Here is a 17,972-nt window from a genome sequence, read left to right as displayed (position 1 = left end):
CGGAAATCTTCCTGCAACGATAACTTTCATATATTTGAAGGAGACAACAATGAACACCCAATTTGCCAAGTATGCATCGGGTTGCCTGGTCGGGCTTTCGGTATCTGCCCTGGCGTATGCCGATATTTCCGATCAGACGGTCAAGGTGGGCTTCATCACCGACATGTCCAGTGTCTATGCCGATGTCGATGGCCAGGGCGGCGTCGAGGCCATCAAGATGGCCATCGAGGACGCAGCCCCCAGTCTGAAGGGCATCAAGGTCGAGCTCTTGACGGCCGATCACCAGCACAAGGCGGACATCGCCTCGGCCAAGGCCCGCGAATGGTTCGATGTCCAGGGCCTGGATGTCCTGATCGGGGGCACGAACTCGGCCACCAACCTGGCCATGGCCAAGGTGGCCGCCGACAAGAAAAAGCCCTTCATCGCCGTGGGCGGGGGCACGACGCGGCTGTCCAACGAGGACTGCTCCCCGTATGTCATGCAATATGCGTACGATACCGCAGCCGTCGCCAAGACGGTCGCCAATGCCGTCGTGGAGCTGGGCGGCAAGACCTGGTATTTTCTGACGGCCGACTACGCGTATGGTGCGTCCCTGGAAAAGGAAACCGGCGATGCCGTGATCGCCGGGGGCGGTGAGGTCCTGGGCAGCGTCCGGCACCCGATATCCGCTGCGGATTTCTCTTCCTTCCTGCTACAGGCCCAGTCTTCCAATGCCGATGTCCTGGGCCTTGCCAATGCCGGTGCAGACCTGATCGCGTCGATCAAGGGGGCCCGGGAGTTCGGCCTGACCGACCAGATGAATCTGGCCGCGCCGCTCATGTTCGAGACGGACATTCATGCGCTGGGCCTGCCCGTGACACAGGGCATGTACACCAGCTCGGCCTGGTACTGGGATATGGACGAGGATTCGCGGGCCTGGGCGAAACGGTTTTATGACGTCATGGACCGCCAGCCCACATTCGTGCAGGCGGGCGACTACTCTGCCGTCCGCTCGTACCTCGAGGCCGTGGCCGCAGTGGGTACGGATGATGCGGATGCCGTGATCGAGTACATGCGTTCGACCCCGGTGAACGACATGTTTGCGAAAAATGCCCATGTGCGCCCGGACGGCCGCCTGGTGAAGGACATGTATCTGCTGCAGGTGAAGACACCCGAGGAGTCGCAGTATCCGTGGGATTACTTCAAGGTGGTCAAGACCCTGCCCGGTGAAGACGTACTGATCACCAAAGAGAATTCAACGTGCCAGTATTGGAAATGACGGGTGGGGGCAGGGTCATCCAGAGGAGGGTTTGAATCATGATTCAGGTCGATCAGAACGCCACGATAGGTGAGGCATTCAGGGCAGCGGCCCATCGCTACGGCGACAGGCCGCTGATCATGATGCCGGCAAACCCCGACAGGGCCTACTGCCGGGAAGGCTGTTCCATCAGCTACCGCAAGGCACTGGCCGAGGTCGATCGGCTGATCGAATGCTACCGGCAGGCGGGTTATGGCGTGGGGCACAGGGTGGCGCTCGATCTCGAGAACCGCCCGGAGCACCTGCTCCACAAACTGGCCCTGAATGCCCTGGGCATCTGCTGCATTCCGCTGAACTTCGAATACCGGGCCAATGAACTGCAATATATCGTCGATCATTCCCGGCCCGATCTGATCATCGCCGCAGAAAACCGGCTGCCCTTCGTGGAGGCGGTCGCCTCCGGCCATGTCGAGGTCTGCCTCGAAACAGCGGTGCGCAGTGGCCTGCCCAGGGCCGTACGGCAAGCGGACCCGGTGCTCATCGACGGGACGACGGCCGCCAGCATCCTGTATACGTCAGGCACCACCGGGCGGCCAAAGGGCTGCGTACTGTCGCATGGCTATGAACTGGAATGCGGCGCCTGGTATCTGGCTCTGGGCGGTCTGGCCACCTTCAATGAAGGGGCCGACCGCCTGTACAACCCCCTGCCGCTCTACCACGTCAACGCATCGGTATTTTCCTTTTTCTGCGTCATGCTGGCGGGCAATTGTCAGATCATCGGCGATCGGTTCCATCCGCAGCGCTGGTGGAACGAGATCCGGGCCTGTGAAGCGACGGTGGTCCATTACCTCGGCGTGATTGTGCCCTTGCTGCTGGGCCAGCCCGCTTCCGATCAGGACAGGGCACACCAGGTGCGCTTCGGGATCGGTGCCGGGGTCGAAGCCACGCTGCACCAGAAGTTCGAAGAACGCTTCGGGTTTCCACTGATCGAAGTCTGGGGCATGACCGAAATGGTCGGCGTGTTCGCCGACAACTTTCCGCCCAGGTCGGTGGGCACCCGGGCGTTCGGCAAGGCACCTGCATACGGGCTGGAAGCCAGGATCGTGGATGCCGATGATCAGCCGGTGCCCGATGGCGAAGTGGGTGAGCTCACCATACGGCATTCAGCCGAGACCCCACGCCGGCGATTCTTCAGCGGTTACCTCGGTGACCCCGAGGCCACCGAGCGGGCCTGGCGTGGCGGCTGGTTCCATACGGGCGACCTGGTCAGGCGCAGCCCTGACGGCACCATGCATTTCGTGGACCGGGACAAGAACATCATCCGGCGCTCGGGCGAGAATATTGCCGCAGCCGAGGTGGAAGAAATGCTGCAGGATCATCCGCTCGTCAAGCAGGCCACCGTGATTGCCGTCGACGATGAGGTGCGCGAAGAAGAAGTCTATGCCTGCGTCGTGCTCAAGTCGGGGGCCGGCGATGTGGACACCGCCCGGTCACTGTTTCTGCATTGCATGCAGCACCTGAGCTATTACAAGGCGCCCGCCTATATCTGGTTCACCGACCGGATACCGGTCAGCGGCACGCAGAAAATTCAGAAATACCTCATCTTCAAGGATGATGTGGATCCGAGAAAGATCGACGGTGTTTTTGATTTCAGGAAATTGAAGCGAAGAAATCTCGATTTCAATTGATGGCAACGGGTTCGGATTGGCCTGGCCTGGTTCGAATCGGCTGTGACGATTTGTTTTTATGGATATGCATCAATAATGTTCAAAGATATCTACCTGTCCTCAGGCATTCGCACCGCATTTGGCGATTTCGGCAAATCACTCAAGGACACGCCGCTCAGCGACATGGGCGTTCATACTGTCAAGGCCTGCGTTGCCCGCGCGGGTGTGGATCCGCATGACATCGATCATCTGGTGTTCGGCAACGTGGGTGCCGTGGATCTCGACAGCGCGTTTCTGGCTCGCAAGGTCGCGCTGGGTTCCGGGTTGCCCACGGAAAGCGCCGCCCTGAATGTGCGCCGTGCATGCGGTACGGGTTCGCAGGCCATCATCAGCGCGGCCCTGCAGGTCATGACGGGCCACAGCGTGCTGTCGGTGGCCGCAGGCGGCGAGAATTTCAGCCGCATGCCATACATCTCCCCCGGGACCCGCTGGGGGGCCATCCGCGGCGAATCGCTGCTGGTGGATGGCCTCGATCAGGTCTATCGCTGCCCCTTCAATCGCGAACTGATGGGTGAAACCGCCGAGAACGTCACCGAAACGTACAAATACCAGCGCGACGACATGGATGACTGGGCCTTCATGAGCCAGATGCGCGCCCGGGACGCGCAGGCATCCGGGTTCCTGGCCAAACAGATCGTGCCCATCGAGGTACCCGATGGCAAGGGCCGCCGGACCTTCGCGGTGGATGAGTTTCCGCGCCCGACCGTCACCCGCCAGCGCCTGTCCGAACTGAAACCGGCGTTTCGCGCCGGAGGCCAGGTCAGCGCAGGCAACTCCAGCGGCGTCACCGACGGCTGTGCCGCCATTCTGGTGTTTGGCCAGCCGGCCCGAGAACAGTTCGGCCTGCAGCCCGAAGCCCGGGTCGTCGATTACGCCGTGGCCGGGGTGCCGCCCCATCTGATGGGCATCGGGCCGGTGCCTGCAATGCAGGCCCTGCTCGAGCGCACCGGGCTGACGGTCGCCGACATCGATTATTTCGAGATCAACGAGGCCTTTGCGGTGGTCAATTTGCATGCCGAAAAGGAACTGGGCATACCACGCGAGCGGACCAATCTGTACGGTGGCGGGATTTCGATCGGGCATCCGCCCGGCGCCACGGGCATCCGCATGACCATGACGGCCGTGCAGCACCTGCAGGATACGGACGGCCGCTACGCCATCGTCAGCATGTGCCTGGGTGGCGGCATGGGCATGGCCACGCTGATCGAGAGGGTCAGGCCGTAGTCATGTCTCGCGGATGCGATGGTTGACAGGCGCGCTGGCCGCGCCTGGATTCGCTGTGGCGTGGTTAGTCAGCAGCACGACCAGTGGACAAGCTGTGCGGAATATCCCAATAACCTTGGGCATTGCCGTAGCGCTGTGCAAACCGTTTCATGCTGGCGGCCACATTGTGTTCACCTATCGTGCGCGCATGAAACATGGGGCCACCCAGGTAAGCTGGAAAACCGTAACCATGTATCCAGACGACGTCGATGTCTGATGAGCGATAGGCAATGCCTTCTTCCAGAATCCGGTAGCCTTCGGCCATGAGCGGATACAGGCAGCGCTCGATGACTTCCTGTCTGCTGATATCGTTGCGCTGCCTGATGCCGTGCTTCCGGGCGAGGTCGCGGAAGGTGTCCTGAAGGGTTTCATCTTCCCTGGGTATGCGACCTTCGTAGCGGTAATAGCCTTTGCCCGTTTTCTGGCCGTGTCGCCCTAGTTCGTGCAACGCCTGCACGACACAGCGATAGCTGTCGTCTTCGGCGATTCGGCCTGCCTTTTTTTGTTCGAGAACGACATTGGCCGCCACATCGATGCCAGCCATGTCGATCATCCGGCAAGGGCCCATGGCCAGGCCATGCGCTTCCAGCGACTGGTCTATGAACCCGGGTGTTGCGCCTTCCAGCAGGAGAAATTCTGTCTCGCGCAAATAGCCTTCCAGCATGCGGTTGCCGATGAAGCCAAAGCATACGCCCGATACGACCGCCACTTTGTTGATGCGCCGGGCCAGCTGCATGATGGTCGCCAGGACTTCCGGTGCCGTGGTATCGCAGCGTACGACTTCGAGCAGGCGCATGATATGGGCCGGACTGAAGAAATGCATGCCCAGCACATCCTTCGGGCGGCCCGAGCAGTGCGCCAGAATGTTGACATCGAGCGACGAGGTGTTGCTGGCAATGATCGCGCCGGGTTTTGCGATGTGCCCCAAACGTCGGAAAATTGTCTTCTTCATCTCGAAATCTTCAAAGATGGCTTCAATGATGAGATCGCAAGGCACCAGATCAGTGTCATCCAGAGTGCAGCGTATGAGATCCGTCCGAGCCTTTGCTTCAGCGGCGGACATGCGCATCTTGGTGGCCGCAGCACCGTAGGTCGCATGGATGACGTCACGGGCCCGGGCCAGGGTGCCGTCATCGATGTCCTGCAGAATCACCGGTATGCCGGCATTGGCAAAGCTCATTGCGATACCCGTACCCATCGTGCCGGCGCCCATGATGCCCACCATCTTGATCGATCTGAGCTGCAGGCCTGCAGGCAGATTCGGGATGATCGCAGCGGTACGTACGGCAAAGAATGCGTGGCGCAGTGCCTTGGACTCCTGGGTATCCCTGCAGTACATGAATCGGCGACGCTCTGCCGACAAGGCCTGTTCAAAGGGCAGAGTGCCGGCTTCGCCTACGGCCTCGATTGCCTCGCGTATGGCGATGCCGCCTTTTTCAATCTCGGGCAGACTGGCTTCAAGCCTGCCGACAAAGGCCTCGTCGTCTTGCGTGAGCTTCAGCGCACGCCGGCTGAGTACGCGTGATGCAATATCAGAACCGATAATTGTGCGCGTATACTCCAGCGCGTGTGCACACAGATCACCGTCGAATACCGCGTCTATCAGGCCGCATCCCAGCGCCTCTTGTGCTGATATCCTGTTGCCGGTTGAAATCATCTGCACGGCGGGCTGAAAGCCGATCAGGCGTGGCAGGCGCTGGGTTCCGCCGGCACCCGGAATGACGCCCAGCCTGACTTCCGGCAGGCCAAATTCGGCTGAGCTGGAGGCGACCCGAAAATGGCAGGACAGTGCCAGTTCCAGCCCTGCGCCCAGGCATGTACCATGCATGGCGGCCACGATGGGTTTGGCAGAGGCTTCCAACAGGGCGTGGATCTCATTCGGATCGGGTGCGGGGATTTCTTCGTGGTCGAATTCCGTGATGTCCGCACCCGCCATGAACGTGCGGCCTGCACAGCGAAGCAATATCGCTGCAGCCTCGTCGTCATCCTGCACGCTTGCGATAACCGATTGCAATTGCACTCGGACCGCCTGTGAGCTCAAGTTCAACGGGGGACTGTCGATCGTGACAATCACGACTTGACCTCTTCTGGTCGAGGAAACCAACTCCGCCATGATTTTTCCTTTTTGTTCCGATGTTTGCCGGGATCGCGTGCCCAGCGTTCCTAAAACCAGTCTTCCGCCATGGTCTGCACCGTGGCATCTTCCTTGAGTATCAGATTCAACCAATGGGCTGATTTCGGCAGCTCGCAGGCGAAGAAATACTTCATCGCTGCCTGCTTTCCTGCACGGAATGAAGCATCCAGACCGGGGTGATCCAGTACGGCGCGCACGACGTCCAGCCACAGCCAGGCAATGACAATATGGCCAAAAGCCTGCATGTAGGGTGTAGCGTGGGCAAGGGCCAGGTCGAACATGCTGTCCTGGCAGGACTTCTGTGTGGTTTCGATCAGGCACGACAGATCATGTTCCAATTGGCGCGCAAATGGCTCGAGCTCTGTGTGGGTGGTGGCACAGCTTGAAACAGTTCTTCGGACCTCGGCCACCCACAAATAAAAGGCTTCACCATTGTTTTGCCTGATCTTGCGGGCCAGCAGGTCGGTCGCCTGTATGCCGTGCGTGCCCTCGTGGATCATGTTCAGGCGATTGTCGCGCCAATATTGTTCCACGGGAAAATCACGCGTATACCCAGCTCCCCCGAGAACCTGGATTGCCAGGCTGTTTGCTTCGAGGCACCATTCGCTTGGCCAGCTCTTGGCGATAGGGGTCAGGAGTTCAAGCAGCACAGTGGCCCGCCTTTGCTCGACCGGGCCGCCGGTGCGTTTGTCATCGACCAGACGGGCACAGTACAGGACCAGTGCCAGCGCGCCCTCACTGAGTGATTTCTGGGCCAGGAGCATCCGCTTGACATCTGCATGCTCGATGATTCTTGCCTGCTGCCGGTCGCGCCTTGTGCCGTTCATGGAGCGCAGGTACCCCTGACGTCGTGTGCGAGCATATTCCAGCGCCGCCTTGTACCCTGCCTGACCGAGCATGGCGGCGCCCATGCCGATATTGATGCGGGCTTCATTCATCATGTGGAACATGATTGCGAGGCCTTGCCCCGCATTGCCAATGCGGTACCCGATTGCCCCAGCTGAATCGCCAAAATTCAGCAGGGTATTGGGAATACCGCGATAGCCGAGTTTGTGATTGAGCCCGGCAAGTACAATATCGTTGGGCTTGCCGTCCAGCTCGCTGTCTTCATTCACGAGAAACCCGGGTACTACAAACAGGGATATTCCCTTGGTACCCAGTGGCAAATCGCCATTTTCATCGGGGATTTTCGCAAGCACCAGGTGAATGATGTTGTCTGTCAGGTGGTGCCCCGCGCCTGATATCCAGACCTTGTTGCCCTTGATACGGTACCGGGGCCCCAGCGTGTGCGCCTGATAGTTGGCGCCATCGGGTACGGCCCTGGTGGTGATATCGCCCAGGCTGGATCCTGCTTGCGGCTCACTGAGACACATTGTGCCCGAATAGCGCCCTTGCAGCTGGGGCAGTGCAAATGCTGCCTTTTGGGCCTCGCTGCCATAAGCCATCAGCAAATTCGCGTTCGCGCAGGTGAGCATGCCGAAGGCAGAAAGGCTGATGCTGTGCAAAGCAAAAAAAGAATGGGCAGCCATGTCGATGACATAGGGCAATTGCATCCCGCCTACCTCTTCATCATGGCCGGCTGCCAGCAAGCCTGAGGCGGCATACGCGTCCAGTGCGTCGGCTACGCCATCAGGCAGTATCGCCTGGCCATCGATGTAGGCGGGCTCCTGTTGATCGATCAGGCGGTTCAGTGGCCCGAATTTCTCTGCAGCGATTTTTTCGCTGACATCGAGTATGGAGTCCAGAATTTCGCGATTGTATGCAATGTAACGCGCGCGACTGGTGAGCACCTCGACATTCAACCAGTCATACATCATGAAGCCCAGCGTTTCCCTCACGGCGCCCACCTGTTGTCTTGTCAAAGAGAATGGACAGTCTGGCCGCCGTCGACCACCAGCACCGAGCCTGTCATGTAACTGCCGGCGTCCGACGCCAGCAGCAGTGCGGCGCCCACCAGATCTTCGCTGATTCCGAAACGGCGCTGTGGTATGCGTTTGACCAGGGCGTCGGTGAATCCGGCGTCTTCGAACGCTGTGTGCATGTCGGTCTGGATATTTCCCGGACATATGACATTCACGCGGATCTTGTATCTGGCGAGTTCGAACGCCATGACTCGGGACAGATGGATGAGGCCCGCCTTGCTGGCCCCATAGCTGGACAGGTGGCCGCCTGGCCTGATCCCGGCAGTTGAGGCCATGTGGATGATGGAGCCACCGCCCTGGCGGACCATCTCGGCTGCGGCACGCTGCGCGACGAAAAAGGCGCCGCGCAGATTGGTATCCAGAATCTGGTCGAAATCGTCTGGTGTCTGTTCCAGGAAAGGCTTGAGCAACATGGTGCCAGCGCATTGGATCAATACATCCGGGTACCGGCCGTATTCCCGGTATGTATCCGCAAAGGCGCGTTCTATCGACGCCAGATCCGAGACATCCAGGGCGAGCCCTGTAGCCACGGCCCCGAGCTGGCGCAGGCGGTCTGCTTCCGCGCGGACCATTGGCTGGCGCCGGGCGCACAGCACCACTGCGGCCCCTGCGCCGGCGAATTCAGCCGCCAGCTGACGGCCAATGCCGCTGGAGGCGCCCGTCAACAGGACCAGTTTGCCCGCCAGCTTGAATGCCTGGGTGGGGTCGTGCAGGGCGACCGGCGTCTGTGTGTCCTCAGCCATGCTGGCCTCCTTGTGGTGCTGGATCTGTTGGCGACTTTTCTGTGCCTTGTTCGAGCATGGCTCTCAGGTTTTTCTTGTCCAGCTTGCCCACACTGGTACGAGGCAACATGTCGACGAAATGGAACTCATCGGGAATGGCATAGGGTGGCAGACGGCCCTCGTGGATCCGCTGCTGCAGGATCTCGCGTATCTCTGCAGCCTTGCTGGGGGCGTCGCCGGAAGCGGGTTGTTCGGGTGTGGATGGTCTGAGTTTGACAAACGCGCAGGGACGTTCTCCCCATTTTTCGTCGCGCCTTGCGATAACCGCCACTTCCTCGACGTCGGGATGCTCTGCGATCCGGGCTTCAAGATCGAGAGAGGATAGCCATTCACCACCCGTCTTGATCATGTCCTTGGTTCGGTCAACGATGCGAAACGCGCCATCGTCGTCATGTACCGCGACATCGCCCGTGTGCAGAAAGCCATCCTGCCAGAGCGTGGCCGACATTTGCGTGTCGCGAAAGTACGCGTCGGTCAGCCAGACGGCGCGAGCCACCAGTTCGCCACGATGGTCTTTGCCGGGGTCATTGGAACCATGGATCCTCAACTCGGTCAGTGGCATGGCATGGCCTACGCGACACAGCTTTTCGGGCTGGCTCAGGGCCTCATTTTTCGATGTTCTGGCAAAACTGATGACAGGGCATGTTTCCGACATGCCGTATCCGGTAAACACTTGCAGGCCGGCCGCCATGGCTCGTTTGGCCAGTGCCGGCGACATGGCGGCGCCGCCGACCATGATTTTCCAGCCCGTGAGATCGAGTGCATTTCTTTCGATCTCTACCAGCAGCAATTGCAAAATGGTGGGCACGCAATGCGAGAACGTCACCCCTTCCGATTGAACCAGTTTCACGATGCCCGCGGCATCATACTTGCCAGGATAGATGTGCTTCACACCCAACAAGGTGGCTACATAGGGCAGGCCCCAGGCATGCACATGGAACATCGGGGTCAGGGGCATGTAGACATCATTGCGCCGGAAGGCCTGGTAATCATCGGCCGTGCCCAATGCAAAGCCTGTCGCCAGGGTATGGGTGACCAGCTGCCTGTGTGTGTAGGTCACGCCTTTGGGCAGCCCCGTGGTGCCGGTGGTATAGAAATGTGTCGCCACGGTGTTTTCGTCTACCGTGGGGAAGTAGAAGTCGTCAGTGGCTGCGGTGAGCATGGCCTCATAGTCGCAAATCACGGGCAGCGGCAGGCCGCTGGACGAAGCGAATGCGTGGTGCCCGATCACTATGATGGGGGGTATGTCCTTTCGCTGCGCATAGATCTGTTCCAGTACGGGCAGGAACTCTGCCGCCGTAATAATGATTTCCGTCTGGCTGTGATCCAGCGTATATCGCATCTGGTCCACTGACAGCCGGATATTGACGGTCATCAATATCGCACCGAGCATGGGTACCGCAAAATAGGCTTCCAGATAGCGATGCGTATCTCGTTCGAGAATCGCTACCCTGGATTGTCGGGTCAGCCCATGCGCCGTCAGTGCATGCCCCAATTGTCTGATTCGGCGGCCCAGATCATGGTAGCTCAGGGGCATTTCGCCGTCTGTCATGATGCTTTGCATGCCACCAGTTTCGATACCGCTTGCGAGCACGGTATCCAGGGTCAGGCCGCAGCGGCTTCGAGCGGTGTCTGTTCGTATCTCCGAAAAAAGGGTTCTCGCCATGTGCATCACCTTGTTTGAATGGAGGCTGTCAGCTGTTCAAGGGCACCGGTTTGCTCTGAACTTCACCCTGAAAACCAAGGGATAATACCGATCATCGATTCGTACCAAGCGCTTGCTTGGTGCATAATTCTATCGCTATACTTGATCCATTGCCAGTGCCAAAACTGGCAATCTTTTGTGGAGATCCAGATGGAGGCCTTGTTGGACAATCCACCGGCAGTAGCTGAAACGACCCGTAAAAGAATTCTGGATGCCGCAGCCCGGCTTTTCCGGGAAAAAGGGTTCAAAACAACCACTGTAAGAGAGATTGCTGATGTAGTTGGTTTGTACTCCGGAAGCTTGTTTCATTACTTCAAATCCAAAGAAGATATTCTCATGGAGATATTGCGTACGGCATTTATTTCCGTTTGCATCCGTCATGAGAACATCCTGCAGTCTGAATGCGCACCGTTGGAAAAACTGCGCTACTTTATCCGCCAGGAGATAGAGCTGGTTTTCTTCGCCGAAGAAGGTGATTACCACGCCGTACTGTATTTTGACTGGCGCAGTGTGTCACAGACACATCTTGCTGAACTCATTGCGCTTCGCAAGCGTTATTTTTGTGCCTGGCAAACAGTCATACAGCAATGTCATGATTCGGGGTCGCTGATCGGGGATCCGACCATTTCGGTCAGGGTGGTCGAAGGTACCTTGCGTACCATGATGAGCTGGTACAAGCCTGACGGCCGCTATGACCCTGACGAAATGTCACGCCAAATCATCAGGATCATTGGGGTATCGCAATAGCTGCACACGAGCCGTGGGTACCTTGTGCATACAACGTGAAAGTCAACACTATGAGAAATGCCGTCATTGTTTCCACAGCGCGTACCGCGATAGGCAAGGCCTTTCGTGGATCATTGAACAGCACCAGATCGCCCGCACTGATGGGGCATGTCATTCATCATGCTGTTCAAAGAGCCCAGGTTGAGCCCGCAGCGGTCGATGACGTCGTGATCGGTACCGTTCTTGGGGCGGGTACTGCAGGTGGCAATATTGCGCGCCATGCCGCTTTGGCTGCCGGCCTGCCTGTCACTGTGCCGGGACAAACAGTTGATCGGCAATGCGCTTCGGGTCTCATGGCCATCGCAATTGCTGCGCGCCAGATTGCATCCGAAGGCATGAACATCATCGTGGCCGGGGGGCAGGACAACATCTCTGCGGTACAGAAGGACTATATGCCCTGGACGGCTCGCGAGGCCGATCCCGCCGTCACGGCTGTTGCGCCACATGCCTACATGCCGATGCTGGAGACCGCGGAATATGTCGCCTCGGAATACGGCATCACGCGCCAATCTCAGGACGCGTATTCCGTGGAATCCCAGAGGCGTACCGCCGCGGCACAGGAGAAGGGCCTTTTCGATCGTGAAATCGTCCCCGTTACGGTCCTGCATGAAGTCTTTGAAAAAGGTGCGGATGCACCACAACAGATATCCGTCAGGTTTGATCGTGACGAATGCAATCGCCCGGGCACGACGGCAGACAGTCTCGCTGCCCTGAACCCGGTGATTGACGGTGGTGTGGTCACTGCAGGCAACGCCAGCCAGCTCTCTGATGGCGCCGCGGCCTGCGTGATCATGAGCGCCGAAGAGGCTCGCAACCATGGCTTGACACCGCTCGGAATTTACCGGGGCATGGCGGTTTCTGGCTGTGCACCTGAAGAAATGGGGTTGGGCCCCATTTATGCCATCCCCAAGCTCCTGAACAGGTTCGGCCTGGGCATCAAGGACATCGATGTGTGGGAAATCAATGAGGCATTCGCATGCCAGGTGCTTTACTGCCGAGACTATCTTGGCATAGACCCTGCCGTGTGCAACATCAACGGTGGCGCCATATCGATTGGCCATCCGTATGGCATGACGGGTGCGCGGCTGGTGGGTCATGCACTGCTTGAAGCGCGTCGGCGTGGCGGGCGCTACGCGGTGGTCAGCATGTGTGTAGGCGGCGGTATGGGGGCAGCGGGCTTGTTTGAAATCCCGCAATGATGGCACTGGCCACTGGTGGGTGACGCCATCGCTCTTCGGGGCCAGCAGGACGCGTGTAAACCACGCTATCCGGAACACCGAAAAAAGCAGACATGACTGAAAGTGGGCACAAGGAGACATGAATGGAGTTCTTCGTCATATCCCTTCTCAACAGCCTGAGCTATGGCTTGCTGCTGTTCATGCTGTCATCCGGCTTGACGCTGATTTTCAGCATGATGGGGGTGCTGAATTTCGCCCATGCCAGCTTCTACATGATGGGGGCCTACCTGGCCTATACCATCAGCACGCTGGCGGGCTACTGGTTTGCATTCTTCATCGCGCCACTGATTGTCGGGGTTGCCGGTGTGCTGGTAGAGCGCTACGGCCTGCGGGCGGTGCACAAGTATGGCCATGTGGCTGAACTGCTGTATACATTTGGCTTGTCGTATCTGATGCTCGAAGCCGTGCAGCTCATCTGGGGCCGGTCGGCGGTGACGTACGGGATTCCGAAGAGCCTTCAGGGGCCGTTGCTCACGATCTACTCTACCTCTTTCCCGAAGTACCAGGCCTTCATGATGCTGATCGCCGTGTTGACATTGCTGGCCTTGTATCTGGTGCTGACCCGGACGCGCATCGGCTTGATCATACAAGCGGCACTGACACACCCTGACATGGTGGAGTCTCTCGGCCATGATGTGCCTCGCGTATTCATGTTGGTTTTCGGCGGCGGTTGTGCGTTGGCCGGCCTGGCGGGCGTAATAGGCGGTAATGCCTTTGTCACGGAGCCCGGTATGGCCGAGACCCTGGGCACCATCATCTTTGTGGTTGTGGTGGTGGGTGGCATGGGTTCATTGATGGGTGCGTTGTTTGCCTCGCTGCTCATCGGGATCATGCAGACCTTCGCTGTGGCAATCGATGGTTCCCTGCTGGATGTACTCGCGCTTCTGGGCGTGGCAGTGGGCCCGGATGCGTTTGGCCGCAGCGTCCTGGCCGTGAGCCTTGCGGAAGTCGCACCCATACTGCCGTACGCATTGCTGGTACTCATGTTGGTATTCCGTCCACGCGGACTGATGGGCAAACGAGCGAGCTAGATGATGACAGCACAATCATTGCCGGCCACTCGGACCAGGCCACTGGCCACACAGAGACTATTGGCCGTCTGGCTTGCATTTGCGGCCACTCTGATCGCGGCGCCACACGTGTTCACGTCATCGCTGGCCTTGTCGCACTTGACACAAATGGGTACGGCGATCGTGCTGGGGCTGTCGTACAACATTCTGCTGGGCCAGACAGGCATGCTGTCGTTCGGTCATGCGGCGTATTCCGGCATGGGCGCATTCGTGTCGGTGCACGCCATGAATGCGGCAGCTGCTGGTGCAGTCTGGCTGCCGCTTCCCTTGATTCCAGTGGTCGGCGCGCTCACCGGGCTGGGTTGCGCCGCCCTGATTGGCTACGTGATCACCCGCACGTCTGGCGTCACCTTTGCCATGATCACCCTGGGAATCGGGCAGATGGTTTATGCAAGCTCACTGATGTTTCCGGCATTCTTTGGTGGAGAGGGTGGGGTTTCTACCGATCGTGTCTACGGAGACGCATCGTTCGGCTGGAATTTCGGCCCGCAGTTGCAGGTCTATTATCTGGTTGCGGCCTGGATGTTTCTCTGTGTGGCCGGTGCGTACTATCTGACCCGTACGCCTCTGGGGCGCTTGTTCAATGGCGTCAGGGACAATCCGGAACGGGTGGCATTCGTCGGCTTCAATCCACATCTGCTGCGCTACTTGTCGCTGATGTTTGCCGGGTTGTTCGCCGGCGTGGGCGGCTCATTGATGGCCATCAACTTCGAGATTGCAACTGCAGAAGTGCTGGGTCTGCATGAATCCAGCATGGTGCTCCTGTTCACCTTCATCGGCGGTACGAAAAGTTTCATCGGGCCCATTGTTGGCGCAATCATCGGCATACTGCTCACGAAAGCCCTGCCGGATTACACCGCAGGCTGGCAGATGTATCTTGGCTTGATATTCATTCTGGTGGTCGTCTACGCGCCCGGGGGCATCAGCAGCCTGTTCAGGCCCACGCTGGATGTGGTCAGGAAAGCGGTCGTCCTGCACGAATACCTGGCCCTGTCGCGCCTGGTGGCCAGTTTGCTGGCGCTGCTTTCAGGCACCGTGCTTCTGGTCGAACTGATGTACCACCGCGCCAGTGGCAGCGCTTCGCCCCTGGAACTCATGGGGCTGTCTTTCGGCCAGGGGATCGCGGTGTGGGTGGCCGCCACTGTGATCCTGCTGTTTGGCATGCTTGCCGTCAAGCCATCTGGACGGGCGCTCATCGACCGGCTAGCCGGTCATGACGTCCGTGCAGGGGGGGGTACGCCGGATGCCTGATCATGTTCTCGTGCTCAAGGATGTGCACAAGAAATTCGGCCGGACCGAAATCATTCGTGGTGTGGATCTGGCCGTGAGGCGGGATGAGCGCCTGGCGGTGATCGGGCCCAATGGGGCCGGGAAATCCACTCTTTTTCATCTGATTTCCGGGTTGATCCCCGTGAGCTCTGGAGAAATCTGGTTTGATGGGCGGCGCATCGACAAGATGAATGCCCAGACCATCTATCGTAGAGGCTTGAGTCGCAGCTTCCAGATCACCAATCTGTTTCAGAATCAGACTGTATACGAAAATCTGTTGTCGGCGGCCATGTGGTCCATGGGTTACCACTATACATTCTGGAAACGCATCAGCCAGCTCGGGCCGCTGCATGAGCGGGCGCATCAGGTTCTTGAATTGATTGGCCTGCAATCCCGTCACGACGTCATGGTGAGCCTGCTCACCTACGCCGAACAGCGGGCTCTGGAGATCGGTGTTGCCGTGACCGGGGCAGCCACACCATCATGCTGGATGAGCCTACGGCTGGCATGAGTCGTGCCGAAAGCGACGTGGCCATCGAACTCATCAGGAAAGTCACCATGGGCAAGACGCTTCTGATGGTCGAGCACGACATGGGTGTGGTATTCGGTCTGGCAGACCGTGTGGCGGTGGTGGTGTACGGCCAGGTCATCGCTTGCGACACACCGGACAGCATACGTGCAAATACCAAGGTACAGGAAGCGTACCTGGGCGTACCCAAGGACCAGCAGAAAAGGGGCAGCGATGTCTTTGCTTGATGTCTCCGGGCTGCATGCCTATTACGGCAAGAGCCACGTGCTTCACGGGGTCGACCTGGTGGTCAATCCAGGGGAAATCGTAAGTCTGTTGGGGCGCAATGGCGTAGGCCGATCCACGACGATCAAAGCCATCATGGGGCTGGTCAATTCAACCGGATCCATCCATTTCGATTCTCATGATCTGAAGGGGCTGCGTACCTATCAGATCGCGTTGCGCGGCCTGGCTTATGTGCCCGAAAGCCGCGATGTCTTCCCTGCCCTCACCGTGGAACAGAACCTGCTTCTGGGGCAGCAGCGTGGGAAGCAGTCGCAGTGGAGCTTCGAGGACATGTACGAACTGTTCCCGCGCCTGAAAGAGCGGCGGCACACGCCAGCGGGGGTGATGTCGGGTGGCGAACAGCAGATGTTGACGCTTTGCCGCTCGTTGATGGGCAACCCCAGGCTCATCATGATCGACGAGCCGACCGAGGGTCTGGCGCCGCGTATCGTGGATCTGGTCGCACAGTATCTGGATACTCTGCGTCAGCGTGGGGTGGCTGTCTTGCTGGTTGAACAGAAACTTGCAATCGCACTCGATATTTCACAGCGGCTTTATGTCATGGGCCGCGGAACTATCGTGTTTGAAGGGACTCCCGATGACCTGCGTCAGGATCAGCAAGTGCGCAGGAACTGGTTGGAGGTTTGATCACGACACTTGTGAACCAAAAGGAGACATAAATGAAACGCAACGTAAATTTGAGACTTGGTACCCTGGCTGTGACGCTGGGGCTGTGTTTTGGTACCACAGCGTATGCAGAAACGGTCAAGCTCGCGGTGATCGATCCGCTGTCAGGTACTTTTGCTGCACTGGGGGAAAACCAGCTGCGTACCTGGGAATATATCGCCGACCTGGCCAACAAGGAAGGATGGGGTGGCAAATACCAGCTCGAAGTCGTGGGCTTCGACAACAAGGCGGGCGTGCAGGACAGCCTGAGCCAGCTCAAGCGGGCAATAGATCAGGGTTACCGATTCGTGGCGCAAGCCAATGGTTCCGGGGTGGCATTCGCCCTGGTAGACGCCATCAACAAGCACAACGCGCGCAATCCCGGCAAGGAGGTGGTCTACCTCAACCATGGTGCCATTGATCCTGGGTTGACGAATGATCAGTGCAGTTTCTGGCAATTCAGCGTGGACTCCAACGTTGACATGAAGATGCAGGCGCTGGTCAATCACCTGGCCAAGAACAAGGATGTCAAGAAGGTCTACATCATCGGCCAGAATTATGCGTTTGGGCGTTCAGTCAGCAAGGCGGCCAAGGAGATGCTGGCCGAGAAACGGCCTGACGTCGAAATCGTGGGCGATGATCTGCATCCCATAGGCGAAGTCAAGGACTTTTCGCCCTATGTGGCCAAAATCATCGCCTCCGGGGCGGACACGGTCATCACGGGGAACTGGGGCACCGATCTTGCGCTGCTGATTCGCGCGGCACGGGATGCCGGTCTCGATGCGGACTTCTACACCTATTATGCCGTGCTCAAAGGTTCGCCCACCGCCATCGGTGAAAGCGGCCTGGAGCATGTCAATTATGTGGGGGTGTGGAACGTCAACAACGAAGACTATAAAGGCCGCGACCTGGTCGAAGGCTTCAAGGAAAAGTACGATGATGACCTGACCTGGCTGCAGGCCTATTCGGGTGTGGCCCTGCTCACCAATGCCATGAAGAAGGCCGACTCGGACGATCCTGTCGATGTGGCGTTTGCGCTCGAAGGCATGGAGCTCGACAGTCTGAATGGAAAAATAAAAATGCGCGCAGCCGACCACCAGCTCCAGCAGCCGCTATACATCGCAACCTGGTCCAAGACCAACGATTCCAACGTCCAACTCGAACAGGAGGATACAGGCTTCGGCTGGCGTACTGAAGAAGTCATACCGGCTGAGCAGGCCGAGTTGCCCACAATTTGCAAAATGAAGCGCCCTCAGCGCTAGCCCGCATATTTCGTCAGCAGGCTGAGATCGCTGTTTTTCAGTGACCATCAGCTCGTTGATGCTTGTGAAGCATTTGTCGTGTTGTTTTGAACGGTTTTTCGAGGCTGCAGACGCAACT

13 protein-coding genes and 1 pseudogene are annotated in these 17,972 nt (G+C 58.6%); 10 read left to right on the top strand and 4 right to left on the bottom strand.

Going from position 1 to position 17,972, the window contains the following annotated elements; all coding sequences use genetic code 11:
* Positions 1-49: 49 nt before the first annotated feature.
* The 3 genes from WCY17_RS12615 (at position 50) to WCY17_RS12605 (ending at position 4,188) form a co-directional block, all read left to right on the top strand.
* Complete coding sequence (locus tag WCY17_RS12615) at positions 50-1,258, top strand: ABC transporter substrate-binding protein (RefSeq protein WP_372702544.1); 1,209 nt, start codon at positions 50-52, stop codon at positions 1,256-1,258.
* A gap of 38 nt (positions 1,259-1,296) precedes the next feature.
* On the top strand, positions 1,297-2,925 hold the full coding sequence (locus WCY17_RS12610) for an AMP-binding protein (RefSeq protein ID WP_372702543.1): 1,629 nt from the start codon (positions 1,297-1,299) through the stop codon (positions 2,923-2,925).
* Between the two features lie 75 nt (positions 2,926-3,000).
* Complete coding sequence (locus WCY17_RS12605; protein ID WP_372702542.1) at positions 3,001-4,188, top strand: acetyl-CoA C-acyltransferase; 1,188 nt, start codon at positions 3,001-3,003, stop codon at positions 4,186-4,188.
* A 64-nt stretch (positions 4,189-4,252) separates the two neighbouring features.
* Here WCY17_RS12605 and WCY17_RS12600 read toward each other — a convergent pair whose 3' ends face one another.
* The 4 genes from WCY17_RS12600 to WCY17_RS12585 are packed head-to-tail and all read right to left on the bottom strand — an operon-like array spanning position 4,253 to position 10,731.
* Positions 4,253-6,340 (bottom strand): 3-hydroxyacyl-CoA dehydrogenase NAD-binding domain-containing protein, encoded by a 2,088-nt coding sequence (locus WCY17_RS12600; RefSeq protein WP_372702541.1) that lies wholly within the window; start codon positions 6,338-6,340, stop codon positions 4,253-4,255.
* Between the two features lie 50 nt (positions 6,341-6,390).
* A complete protein-coding gene (locus WCY17_RS12595) occupies positions 6,391-8,178 on the bottom strand; it encodes an acyl-CoA dehydrogenase (RefSeq protein ID WP_372702555.1) in 1,788 nt (595 codons plus the stop codon).
* A gap of 41 nt (positions 8,179-8,219) precedes the next feature.
* On the bottom strand, positions 8,220-9,026 hold the full coding sequence (locus WCY17_RS12590) for an SDR family NAD(P)-dependent oxidoreductase (RefSeq protein ID WP_372702540.1): 807 nt from the start codon (positions 9,024-9,026) through the stop codon (positions 8,220-8,222).
* Positions 9,019-10,731 carry a long-chain-fatty-acid--CoA ligase gene (locus WCY17_RS12585; RefSeq protein ID WP_372702539.1) on the bottom strand — a complete coding sequence of 571 codons (1,713 nt, stop codon included), beginning with the start codon at positions 10,729-10,731 and terminating at the stop codon, positions 9,019-9,021. Before WCY17_RS12585 ends, WCY17_RS12590 begins: the two co-directional genes overlap by 8 nt.
* A 189-nt stretch (positions 10,732-10,920) precedes the next feature.
* Here WCY17_RS12585 and WCY17_RS12580 point away from each other — a divergent pair, with 189 nt between their 5' ends.
* From WCY17_RS12580 to WCY17_RS12550, 7 genes and pseudogenes are all read left to right on the top strand, one after another.
* Positions 10,921-11,517: a TetR/AcrR family transcriptional regulator gene (locus tag WCY17_RS12580; protein WP_372702538.1), complete on the top strand. Its 597-nt coding sequence runs from the start codon at positions 10,921-10,923 to the stop codon at positions 11,515-11,517.
* Positions 11,518-11,567: 50 nt separating this feature from the next.
* A complete protein-coding gene (locus WCY17_RS12575; RefSeq protein WP_372702554.1) occupies positions 11,568-12,755 on the top strand; it encodes an acetyl-CoA C-acyltransferase in 1,188 nt (395 codons plus the stop codon).
* Between the two features lie 122 nt (positions 12,756-12,877).
* A complete protein-coding gene (locus tag WCY17_RS12570; protein WP_372702537.1) occupies positions 12,878-13,825 on the top strand; it encodes a branched-chain amino acid ABC transporter permease in 948 nt (315 codons plus the stop codon).
* The gene (locus WCY17_RS12565; protein ID WP_372702536.1) at positions 13,826-15,115 is read left to right on the top strand and encodes a branched-chain amino acid ABC transporter permease; all 1,290 of its coding nucleotides are present in this window, start codon (positions 13,826-13,828) and stop codon (positions 15,113-15,115) included. It abuts the gene before it with no gap.
* Positions 15,108-15,889 (top strand): annotated as a pseudogene (locus WCY17_RS12560) (ABC transporter ATP-binding protein). The gene WCY17_RS12565 and the pseudogene WCY17_RS12560 overlap by 8 nt, the downstream one beginning before the upstream one ends.
* On the top strand, positions 15,882-16,574 hold the full coding sequence (locus WCY17_RS12555) for an ABC transporter ATP-binding protein (protein ID WP_372702553.1): 693 nt from the start codon (positions 15,882-15,884) through the stop codon (positions 16,572-16,574). Before WCY17_RS12560 ends, WCY17_RS12555 begins: the two are co-directional and overlap by 8 nt.
* A 32-nt stretch (positions 16,575-16,606) precedes the next feature.
* Entirely contained in the window at positions 16,607-17,854 is a 1,248-nt protein-coding gene (locus WCY17_RS12550) for a branched-chain amino acid ABC transporter substrate-binding protein (RefSeq protein ID WP_372702535.1), read from the top strand.
* The last annotated feature ends 118 nt before the right edge of the window (positions 17,855-17,972 follow it).

Source organism: Castellaniella sp., assembly GCF_041677825.1.
In the GTDB taxonomy this organism is placed as follows: domain Bacteria; phylum Pseudomonadota; class Gammaproteobacteria; order Burkholderiales; family Burkholderiaceae_B; genus Castellaniella.
The sequence above is the reverse complement of the archived record's forward strand: the minus strand, read 5'-3'. Positions and strand labels throughout refer to the sequence as shown.

Excerpts from the sequence above, each read along its gene's own strand:
- WCY17_RS12615 (WP_372702544.1), top strand. The coding sequence starts at position 50 with ATGAACACCCAATTTGCCAAGTATGCATCGGGTTGCCTGGTCGGGCTT.
- WCY17_RS12610 (WP_372702543.1), top strand. The coding sequence starts at position 1,297 with ATGATTCAGGTCGATCAGAACGCCACGATAGGTGAGGCATTCAGGGCA.
- WCY17_RS12605 (WP_372702542.1), top strand. The coding sequence starts at position 3,001 with ATGTTCAAAGATATCTACCTGTCCTCAGGCATTCGCACCGCATTTGGC.
- WCY17_RS12600 (WP_372702541.1), bottom strand. The coding sequence starts at position 6,340 with ATGGCGGAGTTGGTTTCCTCGACCAGAAGAGGTCAAGTCGTGATTGTC.
- WCY17_RS12595 (WP_372702555.1), bottom strand. The coding sequence starts at position 8,178 with ATGATGTATGACTGGTTGAATGTCGAGGTGCTCACCAGTCGCGCGCGT.
- WCY17_RS12590 (WP_372702540.1), bottom strand. The coding sequence starts at position 9,026 with ATGGCTGAGGACACACAGACGCCGGTCGCCCTGCACGACCCCACCCAG.
- WCY17_RS12585 (WP_372702539.1), bottom strand. The coding sequence starts at position 10,731 with ATGGCGAGAACCCTTTTTTCGGAGATACGAACAGACACCGCTCGAAGC.
- WCY17_RS12580 (WP_372702538.1), top strand. The coding sequence starts at position 10,921 with ATGGAGGCCTTGTTGGACAATCCACCGGCAGTAGCTGAAACGACCCGT.
- WCY17_RS12575 (WP_372702554.1), top strand. The coding sequence starts at position 11,568 with ATGAGAAATGCCGTCATTGTTTCCACAGCGCGTACCGCGATAGGCAAG.
- WCY17_RS12570 (WP_372702537.1), top strand. The coding sequence starts at position 12,878 with ATGGAGTTCTTCGTCATATCCCTTCTCAACAGCCTGAGCTATGGCTTG.
- WCY17_RS12565 (WP_372702536.1), top strand. The coding sequence starts at position 13,826 with ATGATGACAGCACAATCATTGCCGGCCACTCGGACCAGGCCACTGGCC.
- WCY17_RS12550 (WP_372702535.1), top strand. The coding sequence starts at position 16,607 with ATGAAACGCAACGTAAATTTGAGACTTGGTACCCTGGCTGTGACGCTG.